Raw genomic sequence first — 13499 nt, 5'->3', positions numbered from 1 at the left:
GCGTGCAATGCTTTGCCAACGAATAGTTGCTAGGCTCGCCGCCATGTCAGGTCCCTCCAGCCCCCCCGAAACAGCACTCGGCCCGGATATCGCAACCGAACCCGACTTCGGTCAGCGGATCCGCCGCGCGGTGATCTGGCGTTCGGGGTCGCAGATTGCGGGGCAGATCGTCGCCTGGGCCTCCACCTTCCTCGTCATCCGCATCCTGACGCCCGAAGATTATGGCCTGTTCGCGCTCACTCAAGTGATGTTGATGCTGTTCAACCTGCTCAACGGCTATGGTCTCGCCAGTGCCGTAATCCAGCGCGACGAGGTCGCCGCGCACGAACTGAGGCAGATTTTCGGGCTGCTGCTGCTGCTCAACGGCGCGCTCGCGGTGGCCCAGATTGCCTGCGCCCCCTTGGCGGCCGCCTATTATCGCCAGCCGATGGTCGCCGATCTGCTGCGGGTGCAGGCGCTGATCTATCTCACTATTCCCTTCTCGGCACTCGCCTATGCGCAGCTCGCACGCTCGCTGGAATTCCAGCGTCAGGCGCAGGTCAACCTCGTCTCCGCGCTCATCGGCGCGGGCGTGGCGCTCGGCGGCGCGCTGGCCGGCTGGGGCGTGTGGGCGCTGGTCTGGGCACCGATTGCCATGTTCGCGACGCGGGCCTTGGGCCTGACGATCGCGGCGCGCAGCTGGATGTGGCCCAGCTTTGACTTCCGCGGCGCGGGTTCGATCGCGCGCTATGGCGGGCTGATCGCGGTCGCGCAGTTTTTCGGCTTCGTCCAGAGCCAGGCGGACATATTGGTCGCCGGCCGCTGGTTCGAGGCACACTTGGTCGGCATCTATACGACCGCGCTGCTGCTGACACAGATCTTCAACAACAAGGTCGTGCCGCCGCTCAACGAGGTGGCCTTTGCCGCCTATTCGCGAATGCAGAACGACCGGCCCGCGCTAGCCGCGGGCTTTACGCGCTCGACGCGCGCGATCATGGTCGCGGCGATGCCGTTCTTCTTTGGCCTCGCCGCCGTGGCGGAACCGCTCGTACTCACGCTGCTCGGCGAAAAATGGCGCGAGATCGTGCCACTGCTGCTGCCGTTGGCGCTCGCCATGCCCTTCTGGACCTTGTTCACCCTGCTTCGGCCCGCAACCGACGCGCTCGGCCGCCCGGGTATCGCGTCGGGCAATGCCGCGGCAGGGGCGCTGCTGATGCCGGTCGTATTTCTGGCCGGCGCGCAGTGGGGAATCATCGGCATCGCATGGGCCTGGCTGATCGCCTATCCGTTGCTGCTCGCCTTTGCCGCCGTACGGAGCTTGCCCGTGATCGGCATCCGGGCGGGCGAGCTGTTGCGCGCGGTCGCACCGCCGGTTCTCGCCGGCACCGCCATGGCGGCGGTGGTGACGCTGGTCGATCGCATGCTGCCCGCACTGCCCCAGCCCATGCGGCTGGCGGTGCTCATCGCAACCGGGGGACCGATCTATTGCCTGTGGCTGGCGTTGTTCGCGCGCGAGACGGTGCGGGATCTGATCGAACTGGTGCGCGGACGACGCATGCCGGCCGATCCCGTTGTCGCCGTCTAGGCGCGACCCAGCGCCGCGATCGCCGTACGCGTCGCGTCGATATAGGCATTGCCGCTAAAGCGATAGCTGCCGATAAAATGGACGAACCGTGCGTCGGCCGGCACGCCTTCGTCCCAGAAGTTGAGATAATGATCGTAAGGCAGCAGCAACGGATCGGGTTCGTTGGCGATGACGATGTTCGACGTCACCTGTTCGCTGCCCCATCGCGTCCAGCGCTCGGCCCCGAGCAATCGTTCGGCTTCACGTGAAAACGCCTCGGCAAGCGCGCGGCCGTCGCCGCCACGCGCGAAACCGGCAAAACCCGCACATCCGCGCACGTAGAGCGGGTTTGTGAGCGCAGGCAGCGAAACCCGGTCGAGACCACATTCGATCGCACCCTGCACATGCGCCTCGGGATTGTGGAGAAACTCGTCGTCATCGGACTTTGCCGCCATCTCAGCGAAGGACAACAACTCGGAATCGGGATCGCCGCGCAATGTGAAGCTGCGATTTTGCACGATCGCGGCCGCGATCTCCGGCACGTCGCCCAGCGTTACCGTGTCCGAATCGAGCTGGATCACATAATCGCCTGCCCGCATGTCCAGAAGCGCGAGGAGGCGTTCCCAGACCTGGCCGCGCGGACAGGGCGCGGTATCGATATCCGCGATCGACACGATGTGCGGATTTCCAAGGTGCGCCGCCAATATCTGCCGGTCGGCGTCGGTGAGCGTACCGTCGTCGAGGATGACGATGCGCCCTTTGCGAAGCTGCGCGTGCAGCGATTTGACCGCGACCAGATAGGGGAGCAGCACCCGCGTGCCGATCATGGAAAACAGGATCAGTCCGTCATCGGCCGGCACGATCGGCGGCGTATCGAGCACCGCATTGGCCGCCGCGCGGTGCGCGCGCTCCTTCCACAACCGGTTGAGTTTGTTCACGATCCTGTTCATCACGCGGCAGTAACACGCACATCAGCCCATTGGTAGAGGCGAAAATCCACGCATTTGCGTCCTTTCAGGACGCTTCTTGCCGGCGAAATCCGGGTGCTTGCGGGCGATAGCGATCCGCGTGCAGAGCGTGGCAAGTCGAAGAGGAGGAAAGTGGTGCCCGGGGACGGGGTCGAACCGCCGACACTGCGATTTTCAATCGCATGCTCTACCAACTGAGCTACCCGGGCACGGCCGCTACGACCGGTCGGTCGCGCTGGCGAGCGGCGGCTATAGGCAGGGCTTTGCATCCTGTCCAGAGGCTTTGTGACGCTCTATTTCGAGGTCAGCCTTCGTCGAAACGATCGTCCTCGGCAGTGCCGTCGGGCGCCTGGTCGACGGGCACGCGATAGCCTTCGCCGAACCAGGTGAGCAAGTCGCGATCGCGGCAGCCGCGGCTGCAAAAGGGCTTATATTCGGGCTCGCGCGGCTTGCCGCACAGCGGGCAGGATTGCGATTTGGCGGATGTCTTATTGGGCATGGCCCATTCCTTTGATCTGGGCGTCGGCGATCAGTTCGACCGGCCGGCCTGTACGTCTTTGCAGCATTTCGATCCAGAGCGGCTGGCGGCCGATATGATCGATCACCGCAGGGCGCGCGGTCAGTTTCAAAACCCCTGCCCCCACCGCGCGTTCCGCCCGCCGCAGCAGCAACGCGCCGTCGGTGGCGACGGGATCGAGCCGAATCTGTTCGATCAAGGAGGGTCGCACGCGGCGGCGGATGATCTGCATCAGGCCGAACCCGTTGACTGCGGTGCGCTCAAAGGGCTGCGGCAAAAGCGTATCGATCAGCGCATCGATCGCAAGCCGGTCGGCCCGGCTTGCCAGCGACGGAAAATCGATACCGATCGATCCGGTGATGTCGCAGCAGCGGATCACCCTGACCGCGGCAGTCGCGCCCGCTCTGGCCAGCGCCAGCGGGTCATCATCGCCGTCGATGTCGATCAGCACCATCGCCGGCGTCGCGTCGACCCACAGCGCGCCGTCGCCGAACGGCCAATGGCCGGCTTGCACATGGCCGACGATCTCCGACCAGCCCGCTTCTTCCAACCGGTCGGGTCCCGGTGCCCCGAGATCGACGACCTTCACCCCCGTCGCCGCGATCCGTGCGCGCAAGTCGGGGCCGGGGCCCACCGCCGCGTCGGGATCGGCGATCTTCACGCGCCCGAGCTTGTCGCGGCCGCGCTCCATCAGCGCCGCGCGCGTGATTTCTACCTTTAACTGCGAACCGATCGGGATGCCCGGTGGCAATCTGGCGAGCGAGACAAGCTGTTCGCCAGGCCCGTCGAGCATGGACAGCGGCTTTTTCCCAGCCTCGATCAGCCGGGCATGTTGCACGGTGCCGACGGGCGGTCCTTCATGGTCACGCTCGATCCGGGCTTCGACGATCGCGCCATCCTCGACCAGCGCCGCGCGCGCTTCGCCGATTCCGGCTTCGTAGAGCCACTCAGCCAAGCGCGATTCCGGCGCTGGTCAGCAGTGCGCGCGTTTCGAACAATGGCAGGCCGACGACGTTTGAATGGCTGCCCGACAGGAAACGGACAAAGGTTTCGGCGCGGCCCTGGATCGCATAGCCGCCGGCCTTGCCCATGCCTTCGCCCGATTCGACATAGCGGTCGATCTCGGCGGCGCTCAGCGCCTTGAACGCAACGACCGTATCGACGACGCGCACACGCGCCTTGCCGTCGGTCCCGACAACGCAAATCCCCGAATAGACATGGTGTCGCCGCCCCGACAGCAGCCCGAGCATCCGGCGCAGATCGGTCTCGTCGGAGGGCTTTTCGAGGATGCGGCGGCCCACCGCGACAGTGGTATCGCCCGCGAGCACGACCTCGTCCGGCGCGCGTTCGACCGCGAGCGCCTTGCCCTTCGCAAGCCGCGCGACATAATCACGCGGCAGCTCGGCCTTCAGCGGAGTCTCGTCGATTTCAGGCGCGGCGATGCGCGCCGGCACAAGGCCGATCCGCGCCAGCAATTCGCGCCGGCGCGGCGATGTCGAAGCAAGCACCAGCACGGGAAAGTTCGCCGCGCCGCTCACTTGAAGCGATAGGTGATCCGACCCTTGGTCAGGTCATAGGGGGTGAGTTCGACGAGCACTTCGTCGCCCACCAGAACGCGGATTCGGTTCTTGCGCATCTTGCCGGCGGTGTGACCCAGAATCTCGTGGTCATTTTCCAGTTTGACGCGAAACATCGCGTTGGGCAGCAGTTCGACCACTTGGCCGCGCATTTCCAGAAGTTCTTCTTTCGCCATCAGTCCTCTATGGGCTCGAAATCAAGGATGCGGGCCCATAACGCCAATTTGTGCCAATTGAAAGCAATCTGTCACAGGCGGTTTCAGGACACGAGTTTGAGCCTGCGCGCGATGCGCCAGCCGATTGTTTTCATCCACGCATAGCTCGGCCAGCGCGGCGGCATCGCGGGGTCGAGCCCCATGCGGCGCAGCGTCGCATTGGCGGCGTGCGCCTCGGACTCGCGATAGCTCCACTCGCTGCGCCAGGTGATCGACAGCGAGATCGACGGCGCATCGCCATTGGCGACGAAATGCGGCGCCATCACGGGCATCAACACCGCGTCGCCGGGGCCGAGCGGCACCTGCTGCGCATCGTCGTGATATTCGTCCTGCCAAGGCAGGTTGCGGTGGCCGCCAGTGTGGTAACGTTCATGCTCGCGGCGGTGCGCGAAACGTTCGTCGCCCGACGGCCAGACGTTCATCACCTTCGTGCCCCTGAGCTGGAGCAGGATATTATGCTCGGGATCGAAGTGGAAGGGCGTGATCGACCCCGGCGACGAGATGAAGATGAAACCCTGCGGCGTCAGCATCGCGCCGGTGCGCGGTTCGACCACGGGTTCCAGTTCGCTGAGCAGGTCCATCAGCAGCGCGCGATACGCTTCGACATTCTCGATATTCTTGAGCACCGCCCAGCTGCCGTTGCTGTCGATCGTGCGGATCGTCTCGCCGATTGACAGGCCGTTCGAGGGGATATCTTCAGGGCGGATGCCAATCGGGACATTGCCCGGATTATATTCGACCTCGCTTGCGGGCAGGCTTTCGCCGAGCTGCGCCAGCGCTTCGAGCGAGAGCAAGGGGTGGTCGGGCAGATGATGATGCAGCAGCCCCGCCTGCAGCGGATAGAGCGCGGCCATCCGTTCGAGCGTTTCGGCGGGGAACACCGGACGAGTGATTGGCTGGTGCGCGGTCATGATGGGCTTCCTGCTTCATTTTCGGGCGCCGCGGCACCCTTCCAGCGCCGCCAGAGGCGCTCGGTCTTCGTCAGCATGGCGAAGCGGAGTCGGTCGGTCGTCGCCGCCAACGGAACATTGACCCACACCAGCGCCCGGCGTTCGCGCCAGACGCTGTCGATCATCGGATGGCCGGGCGCGGCACAGCTATCGACCCAGTCGATTTGCGGGTCGCCCAGCAGGTCGAGGTTCGCCTGTTGCAGCAGTACGCCGGGCGAGAAACGGGCATAATCCTCGTCGAACGCGGTCTTGAATGAGAAGCCGCCCGGCGGGCAAAGGAAGTTGACGAGCATTGCGAGCGGATGGCCGCCGAGGTCGAGCGCGCGCATGTCGAGCCGGCCCGCATCGCCCGCCGCAATGAGGATCGCGCGAAACCATGCCTGCGTGTCGCTCTGGCTCGCGAGCGCCGATTTGGCGCGTCCCTTCCAGCCCCGCGCTTCGAGGTCGAGGAAGGCATCAACCCACGGATCGATCGCCTCGCCCGGCCGCCACCGGCGAAATTCCACTACGCCCTGCTCTGCCAGCCGGTTCGCCTGCCGCCGCAATTCCTTGCGCTTCTTTGCGCGCACCGCGGCATCCCAATATTCCTCGGGCGACAGATTGCTTTCGAGCAGTGCGCGTTCCTCGCGGTGCACGACTTCGGCCAAGCCGCCGCGCATCCGCGCGACATCGACGAGCGCGCGGTGGAGCGGGCCGTCCTCGGTCAGCCGCGGCACATGCAGCAGCGTGCGCGCCCACGGCGCAGCATCGCACCACGCGAGCAGGATCGACCAGAACAAATTTTCGAAACCCGCGCGCACCAGCGGAGCGCCGTGGAAATGATTGTGGTGCGCCCAGCCCGTGACATGCCGCAGCGGCACGCGGCCATAGTGCGCGGCGGAGGCGAGCGGCATGATGCCGATCAGCGGCCCGTCGCTGCCGCCTTGCACGAGCACCAGCCGCGCGTGTCGGTCGGGATCGAGCAGGTGCAGCGCCGATTGCAGGCACCAGCGCTCGGCAAAGGGATTGGGCTCGCTTGCCTCGTCGGCCAACCGGTCCCACTGCGCGGCAAGGTCGGATGACAGCGCCAGCGGATCGACAACGCGCACGGTGAGCGGCGCGGCTTCGGCGGCGCTTGTCGGAAAGGCAGGATGGACCGTCATCGGCAGCGAGCCTAGCAGCCAAGCGTTAAGGATGGGTGGCAAATCATCTAATCCTCCTCCCTTCCAAGGAGGAAGAATCAGATCCCGAACAGTTTGGCCAGTGACTTTTCCAGCATGAAGAATTGCCAGATCAGCCGTCCATGATCGCGCCGCCCCGATTGGTGCGCCGCGACGATGCGTTCGATTTCGGCCATGTCGAACCAGCCCGAGCGCGCGAGCGTCGACGAGGTCGCCAACCCCTTCGCGGCCTCGACAAGCGGCCCTCGAAACCAGTGCGACACCGGCGTCACAAACCCCATCTTGGGCCGATAGAGGATGTCGTGCGGCAGATAGCGTTCCATCGCCTGCTTCATGATCGCCTTGCCCGTCCCGCGCTTGACGCGCATCGATGCGGGCAGGCTCGCGGCGAATTCGATCAGCCGGTAATCGAGCAACGGCTCGCGCGCCTCAAGGCTGACCGCCATGCTCATCCGGTCGGTCTTGGTCAGGATGTCGCCGGGGAGCCATATCTGGAGATCGGCATATTGCGCGCGGTCGAGCGGCTCGCGCGCGGGCGCCTCGGCCATCGCCTTCCAGTATCGCGTCTCGGCGACATGATCGCCGAGCACATGGTGCGCGGCATCGTTGAACAGCCGCGAGCGCTGCGCCTGCCCAGTCACCCCGACCGCTTCGGCATAGCCCTCCGCGCCGCTTTTCGACAGGCTGGCGAGCGTCGCGCGCGCGCGCAGCGGGCGCGGCGCCCAATCCAACTGCGGCCACACATGCGACAATGGCCCGAGCACGCCGCGGCGCAGGAAGCCCGGGATCAGTCCGCGCAGCTTCTCTTCCTGATGCTGGAACACCAGACGGCGGTATCCCGCGAAGGCTTCGTCAGCACCGTCGCCCGACAAGGCCACCGTCACCTCTTCGCGTGCGAGCTCGCAGACGCGATAGGTCGGCAATGCGCTCGCATCGGCAAAGGGTTCGTCGAACTGGTCGGCGATCTTGTCGACGAGCGTGAAGTCGCCCGACGACACGGTGCGCGTGCGATGATCGGTCGCGAAGCGTTCGGCTATCTGTTGGGCATATTGGGTTTCGTCGAGCGCCGCCTGGTCGAACCCGATCGTGCAGGTCTTGATCGCCTTCGCGCTCGCCTCGGCCATCAGCGCGACGACCGCGCTGCTATCGACCCCGCCCGACAGGAAGGCGCCGAGCGGAACGTCGGACACCATGCGGTCGGTCACCGCGGCGCGCATCAGATGGACGAGATGCTCGGTCGCCTCGCCCTCGCTGGCGCGGACGCGCTTCGAGAAATCGGGCGCCCACCAGCGCGTCGGTCTGGGCACCGGTTTGCCACGTTCGAGCATCAGATAATGGCCGGCGGGCAGCTTCTCGACGCCCGCGACGATGCAATTGTCGTCAGGGACATAACCGAAGGCGAGGAAGTCCTCGATCGCGGTCAGATTGGCTTCCTGCCTGAGCAGCGGATTGCGCAGCAGCCCTTTCAGTTCCGACGCGAACGCCACCGATCCGTCCGACAGGCGCACATGATGGAGCGGCTTTACGCCCAGCCGGTCGCGCGCAAGGAACAAGCACCCGCGCTGATGATCGTGGATCGCAAAGGCGAACATGCCATTGAGCCGCGACAGGCAATCGGGCCCCCATTGGCGCCACGCCGCAATGATGACCTCGGTATCGCCGCTGGTACGGAAACGGTGGCCGCGATCCTCCAGCTCGGCGCGCAGCTCGCGGAAATTATAGATTTCGCCATTGTAGGTCAGCGTGACGATCTCGTCGTCGCTCGCCATCGGTTGCGGGCTGCCCGCGATGTCGATGATCGAGAGGCGCAAATGGCCGAGCCCGACCCCGGGCGCGGTCCACTCGCCCGATCCGTCGGGGCCGCGATGCTGCATCGGCTGGAGCATCGCGCGCAGGCGCGCCGGATCGACCGGTTTCGCCGTTTCCAGATGATAGATGCCGGCGATCCCACACATATAGGAACCGCTCTTAACGCGTTTTCAGCGCGCGGTCAGCCATTGCCTTGGCTCCGCCCGACGCGGAAAGGAAATCCTCTATCGCATTGCGGCCGCCGTTCCGTTCTTCGCTCGATATGATCAGCGACAGTGCGCGCGGATCGCCGCCGAGTAGCCGCGCCTTGAGGCCCGCAAGCTTTGCGCGGCGCGGATCGCCGGTCACCTTGCCATCGACGACATACCAGGTCGCCGCATCGCGCAGCACCGGGCCGGGATGAAGCAGCCGCTCGGTCTTTGCGCCCTCGACCGCGGGCAGCGAGGCGCTCCATGCCCATTTGCTGTCGGGGTCGATCGCGCCTTGCCCGAAGGCGACGACTTCGCGGCCCTCAGCCTGGTGCTCGTACCCTCCGACCGCGACGGTCACCATCTGCCCTTTGTCGTTAGAGAAATGGCGGATCAGCCGTTGATCGGCGCCATCGAAGCGCGGCTGCCATTCCATGGTTTCGGCGCGCGCGTCGCCCCAGCCCGGCGGCGCTTCGACCGTCATTGTCTCGGGCAAGGGTGTGCTGCGTCCGCCGACCAGCGTCCCCCAACCGGCAAAAAGCAGCGGAACCGCGAGCGCGGCGGGCAGCACCGCTTTCGCCGGCCCGGTAAAACGCGGCACCCCGCCCAGTCCGCGCACATCGACCGCGGCGTCATTCGCCGGCCGGTCGAACCAGCGACGCGCGACGAGCATGACGAGCAGGATCACGGCGGCGAAGAAGAACCAGCCGTAGAAGATATGGTCGATCCCGCCCGCCGCCTCAATCCCCCAGATTTCCGCCGCGACCATCGTGCCGTAAGCGCGCAGCGCATTGGCGAGGATCGTCGTCGCGAGCGCGGCCACGACAAAGACGATCCGCCGCGTCCAGCTGCGGAAGCAGAGATGCGCCGCGAACACCGCAAAAGCGAGCATCGCGATCAGGAAATTGACCCCCGAGCAGGCTTCGGCGACCTCGAAAAAGCCCGCCGGTGTGGTGATGAAGACACCCTCCATCTCGGCACGAATGCCCGACAGGTGGAGCAGGACCATGCTCATATGCGCGGTCAGCGTCTGGAGCAGCGGCACAAGTTCTTCGCCGAACGGCACCAGCAGCAGCGCATAGCCGAGTGGGAAGAGCAAAGCGCGCACGAGCTTTTCGCCGAGCGTTACCGCGACTGCGCCCTGTAACATCAGGACAAGGCCGAGTTGGCGGAACAAGCCGACGCCCGCGGCTTCACCGACCAGCCAGACTAGCCCCGCGCCGGCCATCCATATCAGCGCAGGCCACCAATAGACCGGCGTCAGCTGCCGCAGTAGCTCGATACGCTGCGACACCAGCCACCCGATCATCGGCACGATCAGCAGACAATGGGTAAAGGTCGAACTGTTCCACCAGATACCCGCCACGTCGGCGGCTTCGCGCCAGAAGATCGCGAAGATCGCCGCGGACAAGAAGGCGAGCACAGCAAGATGGCGTTGCCACAGCGTCATGCGGGCAGTCCCAGCAATTCGCCGAGCGGCGCAAGACGCGCGTCCCAGCCATAGCGCGCAATCATCCGCGCGCGCGCCGCCTGCCCCATCTTTGTCGCCCCGGACCGGTCGTCGAAGAGCGAGCACACGGCATCGGCCATCGCGGCCGCATCGTCGGCGACGAGCAGATGTTCGCCCGGCGTCGCATCGATTCCTGTTGCGGCGGCGGCGCTTGCCACCACGGGCCGCGCCATCGCCATCGCCTCGAGCAGCTTGTTCTGCACCCCCCGCGCGAGCAGCAGCGGCGCGACCACGGTATCGGCGGCGGCGAGCCACGGCCGCACGTCGGGCACCTCGCCGGTGACCGTCACGCCGGGCAATTTTTCAAGCGAGTGCACCTCGTCGGTCGGCGCGCGGCCGACGATCGCAAAGCGGGCCTGCGGGTGGCGCCCACGAATCAGCGGTAGGATGTCGGCCGCGAACCAGCGAACCGCGTCGATATTGGGGCGGTAGTCCATCTGACCGGTGAAGACGGCAAGCGGCCCATCGCCCGCCCCGACCGCGTCGAGCTCGATCGCCGGGTCGAACCGGTCGGTGTCGATGCCATTCTCGACAGCACGCACCTTGCCGTCGCCAAGCTCGCTGTGCTTGCGAAACAGGGCCGCCTCGGCTTCGCTCACGAACAGGCTGGTGTCGACGCGGCGCGCCACTTCCGACTCATAAGCGCCCAGAATGCGGGCCTCGCGCGCATGCACCCAGTTCAGCGGCTGCCGCTTGTCCTGTTCGGCGTAGGTAGCGAATTTGGCGGAATCGACGTCGACGAAATCCATCAGCACCGGGCCATCGAACCGGGCGGGCAGATATTGCGCCATCTGGCCCGAGAAGACGACGATATGGGTGATGCCGCCCCGCCCGACGAGGTTGTCGACTTGGCGGGACAACGCGGCGCTGCGGAACAAATGGTTCGACACCGGCTCGCCGAGCAGGACGGCCTGCGCCAATGCGACAGGGCGCGAAGCTTTGCGCACTTCGATCGTCAGGCTCTTGCAAAGCGGCGCCATCTTTGCGCGGGCAGTCTCGGCATCCTCTGCATTGTCGGCAAGTGCCGCAACATGCACCGGCGCCAGCTTCGCCAGCGCTTCGAACATGTTCCAGCTGCGGATCCGGTCGCCGCGGTCGGGGGGCCAGGGCGCGCGGTGAACGAGGAACAGGATTTCGGCCACTAGCCGAGTCCGCGGGCGATCAGCGGGCCGATTCGGTTCGCCGCCCATAAAGGCAGCTTCTTCCAGAGATCGACCTGAAACCGGTATTTGGCGCTGTTCGGATTGGTGTCGCGCGGCGCTTCGCCCCGCGCGAGCCAGCGGGCGTAGACGAGCGGTTGCGGTTCGAAGCCCCAGTTCTTCTTGTAGGCGAAGGGGCCGGTGCCGAGCTTTGAGCGGCCGAAATCGAAGCGGGTGCAGCCGCGTTCGCGGGCATGGCGCATGAGGGCGAAGTACATGAGTTCGTTGGCGCGGAGGCGGCGGGCGTCGGTGGTGCCGCCGCCCCAATAGGGCATCACCGTGCCGCGCCAGTATAGGCTGAGGACGCTGGCGACAACTTCACGATCGTTGCGCACATTGAGGATGTCGGCGTCGTCGCCGAAGGCTTCAATAACACATGAAAACAATGATTTAGGAAAAACGGGGGTGCCGAGGTTGCGGACGCTCGTCGCGTAGATGCGATAATGGTCGCGGCGGTCCTGTTCGGAGCGGCCGGTGGTGACGGTGAGACCGCTTTCGAGGGCCTTGCGGACCTCGGCGCGCTGCTTGCGCGGGATGGCGAGGAGTTCGGCGTCGTCGTCGGCGGCGAGGTCGCGGGCGAAGCCGGCGTAGGTGCCTTCCTCGACCTGCCAGCCCTCGGGCAGCGGGCCGCCGCGCAGTTCGACCGACGGGACGCCGAGTGAGCGCGCCATGTCGGCCGCGCCCTGCGCGAGCGTTGCCGCCACGGCTTGATTGTCGGCGAGGATGCCGCCGCCCACCGCGAAGCCGCTGGCGACGAGCGCCTGACCGAACAGGGGCGAGCGGATGTGGTGGAGCGGCAGGAGGCCGGTCAGCTTGCCGCCCGCATCGCGCGCGGTGACGAGGTGGCAGCGGTGGCCGGTGGCTTTGGTGATCGCCTCGCACCATGCGCGGGTGTGGAAGGGCGTCGCGTCCGGGTGCGCGGCGACATAGGCGTCCCACGCCGCCGTGTCGGACAGCGGTGCGGCGGTGAAGCTTTGGTCGATCGACACGGGCGCGTTCACGCCGCGGCGCGCCACGGCTGCGCGCGCTGCTGCTGCGCGGGGAGCAAGGCGTCGGCGCGGGTCCATTCGAAATCGGCGAGCAATTTCGAGAGCTTGCCGGCCATCGCCGACAAGCCGCTGTAATGGCGGATCTTCGACCGGATCGGCGCATCGGCGACGCGCGGCTGGCCGGGATCGATTTCCCATGGGTGGAAATAGAGGATCGCCGGATGCCCCTCTTCGTTCATCCGCGCGATCGCCCAGCGCGTGAAGCGATAGGGCAGCATCCGCATGAAGCCGCCGCCGCCCGCGGCCAATGTCCGCCCCGCAAAGCGCGCGGTCGTGACCGGCCATTCGACGAGGTCGCTATCGGGAAGCGGGCGCCACGCATGGCGCGGGCTTTGCGGCCAGCCATAATGGTCGTGGACGACGGGCGCGACGCTCGACGAATAGGCATAGCCCTGTTCGGCGAGCACGGCATGCGCCCATGGCGTGCGCGTATCGACCGAAAAGCTTGGTGCACGATAGCCGCGCACGGCGACCCCGCCGAGGTCTTCAAGGATCGCCTGTGTCTGCTTCAGGTCGGCGGCGAATTCGTCGGCGGTCATGTTGAACACGCGCTTATGGTCATAGCCGTGGCTGGCAAGTTCGTGCCCCGCCGCGACGATGCGCCTGATCAGCGCGGGATAGCGTTCGGCCACCCAGCCCAGGGTGAAAAAGGTGCCCTTGGCGCCCGCATCGGCAAAAATCTGCAGCACCGCGTCGCAATTCGCCTCGACCCGGCATTCGAGCGTCGGCCAGTCGGCGCGGTCGATCGTGCGCTCAAAGGCGCCGACCTGAAACCAGTCCTCGACATCGACCGACAGGCCGTTCTGCATTTTTC

General features: G+C 66.0%; 13 protein-coding genes and 1 tRNA gene. 1 reads left to right on the top strand and 13 read right to left on the bottom strand.

Annotated features, from left to right (window positions below; translation table 11 throughout):
* Window positions 1–43 precede the first annotated feature (43 nt).
* Window positions 44–1564, top strand: coding sequence for a lipopolysaccharide biosynthesis protein (locus FG91_RS17630; RefSeq protein ID WP_052187837.1), 1521 nt, complete (start codon window positions 44–46; stop codon window positions 1562–1564).
* Here FG91_RS17630 and FG91_RS17625 read toward each other — a convergent pair.
* From FG91_RS17625 to FG91_RS17565, 13 genes are all read right to left on the bottom strand, one after another.
* Complete coding sequence (locus FG91_RS17625; protein ID WP_152568168.1) at window positions 1561–2481, bottom strand: hypothetical protein; 921 nt, start codon at window positions 2479–2481, stop codon at window positions 1561–1563. The genes FG91_RS17630 and FG91_RS17625 overlap by 4 nt on opposite strands.
* Before the next feature lie 163 nt (window positions 2482–2644).
* Window positions 2645–2720: transfer RNA gene (locus FG91_RS17620), tRNA-Phe, on the bottom strand.
* A 95-nt stretch (window positions 2721–2815) separates the two neighbouring features.
* Window positions 2816–3010 carry a DNA gyrase inhibitor YacG gene (locus tag FG91_RS17615; RefSeq protein ID WP_037517566.1) on the bottom strand — a complete coding sequence of 65 codons (195 nt, stop codon included), beginning with the start codon at window positions 3008–3010 and terminating at the stop codon, window positions 2816–2818.
* Window positions 3000–3983 carry a ribonuclease gene (locus FG91_RS17610; RefSeq protein ID WP_037517564.1) on the bottom strand — a complete coding sequence of 328 codons (984 nt, stop codon included), beginning with the start codon at window positions 3981–3983 and terminating at the stop codon, window positions 3000–3002. Before FG91_RS17610 ends, FG91_RS17615 begins: the two co-directional genes overlap by 11 nt.
* Complete coding sequence (locus FG91_RS17605; protein ID WP_037517673.1) at window positions 3976–4542, bottom strand: Maf family protein; 567 nt, start codon at window positions 4540–4542, stop codon at window positions 3976–3978. Before FG91_RS17605 ends, FG91_RS17610 begins: the two co-directional genes overlap by 8 nt.
* 20 nt (window positions 4543–4562) lie before the next feature.
* Window positions 4563–4781: a translation initiation factor IF-1 gene (gene infA / locus FG91_RS17600; protein ID WP_010162480.1), complete on the bottom strand. Its 219-nt coding sequence runs from the start codon at window positions 4779–4781 to the stop codon at window positions 4563–4565.
* Between the two features lie 83 nt (window positions 4782–4864).
* Window positions 4865–5731, bottom strand: coding sequence for a cupin-like domain-containing protein (locus FG91_RS17595; RefSeq protein WP_037517562.1), 867 nt, complete (start codon window positions 5729–5731; stop codon window positions 4865–4867).
* A complete protein-coding gene (locus FG91_RS17590; RefSeq protein WP_037517560.1) occupies window positions 5728–6912 on the bottom strand; it encodes a GNAT family N-acetyltransferase in 1185 nt (394 codons plus the stop codon). The genes FG91_RS17595 and FG91_RS17590 overlap by 4 nt, the downstream gene beginning before the upstream one ends.
* A gap of 77 nt (window positions 6913–6989) precedes the next feature.
* The gene (locus FG91_RS17585) at window positions 6990–8885 is read right to left on the bottom strand and encodes an XrtA/PEP-CTERM system amidotransferase (RefSeq protein ID WP_037517558.1); all 1896 of its coding nucleotides are present in this window, start codon (window positions 8883–8885) and stop codon (window positions 6990–6992) included.
* Between the two features lie 13 nt (window positions 8886–8898).
* Window positions 8899–10377: an exosortase A gene (gene xrtA / locus FG91_RS17580; protein WP_052187835.1), complete on the bottom strand. Its 1479-nt coding sequence runs from the start codon at window positions 10375–10377 to the stop codon at window positions 8899–8901.
* Window positions 10374–11579: a TIGR03087 family PEP-CTERM/XrtA system glycosyltransferase gene (locus FG91_RS17575; protein WP_037517555.1), complete on the bottom strand. Its 1206-nt coding sequence runs from the start codon at window positions 11577–11579 to the stop codon at window positions 10374–10376. Before FG91_RS17575 ends, xrtA begins: the two co-directional genes overlap by 4 nt.
* Window positions 11579–12652: a FemAB family XrtA/PEP-CTERM system-associated protein gene (locus tag FG91_RS17570; RefSeq protein WP_235212085.1), complete on the bottom strand. Its 1074-nt coding sequence runs from the start codon at window positions 12650–12652 to the stop codon at window positions 11579–11581. The genes FG91_RS17575 and FG91_RS17570 overlap by 1 nt, the downstream gene beginning before the upstream one ends.
* A complete protein-coding gene (locus FG91_RS17565) occupies window positions 12634–13494 on the bottom strand; it encodes an XrtA system polysaccharide deacetylase (RefSeq protein WP_037517551.1) in 861 nt (286 codons plus the stop codon). Before FG91_RS17565 ends, FG91_RS17570 begins: the two co-directional genes overlap by 19 nt.
* Between the last annotated feature and the right edge of the window lie 5 nt (window positions 13495–13499).

The organism is Sphingopyxis sp. LC81 (genome assembly GCF_000756375.1).
In the GTDB taxonomy this organism is placed as follows: Bacteria; Pseudomonadota; Alphaproteobacteria; order Sphingomonadales; family Sphingomonadaceae; genus Sphingopyxis.
This window is presented reverse-complemented; position numbering and strand designations above follow the sequence as displayed.

What these genes read in the sequence shown, in the direction of transcription:
- FG91_RS17630 (WP_052187837.1), top strand. Translation starts at nt 44, where the DNA reads ATGTCAGGTCCCTCCAGCCCCCCCGAAACAGCACTCGGCCCGGATATC.
- FG91_RS17590 (WP_037517560.1), bottom strand. Translation starts at nt 6,912, where the DNA reads ATGACGGTCCATCCTGCCTTTCCGACAAGCGCCGCCGAAGCCGCGCCG.
- FG91_RS17595 (WP_037517562.1), bottom strand. Translation starts at nt 5,731, where the DNA reads ATGACCGCGCACCAGCCAATCACTCGTCCGGTGTTCCCCGCCGAAACG.
- FG91_RS17565 (WP_037517551.1), bottom strand. Translation starts at nt 13,494, where the DNA reads ATGCAGAACGGCCTGTCGGTCGATGTCGAGGACTGGTTTCAGGTCGGC.
- xrtA (WP_052187835.1), bottom strand. Translation starts at nt 10,377, where the DNA reads ATGACGCTGTGGCAACGCCATCTTGCTGTGCTCGCCTTCTTGTCCGCG.
- FG91_RS17585 (WP_037517558.1), bottom strand. Translation starts at nt 8,885, where the DNA reads ATGTGTGGGATCGCCGGCATCTATCATCTGGAAACGGCGAAACCGGTC.
- FG91_RS17615 (WP_037517566.1), bottom strand. Translation starts at nt 3,010, where the DNA reads ATGCCCAATAAGACATCCGCCAAATCGCAATCCTGCCCGCTGTGCGGC.
- infA (WP_010162480.1), bottom strand. Translation starts at nt 4,781, where the DNA reads ATGGCGAAAGAAGAACTTCTGGAAATGCGCGGCCAAGTGGTCGAACTG.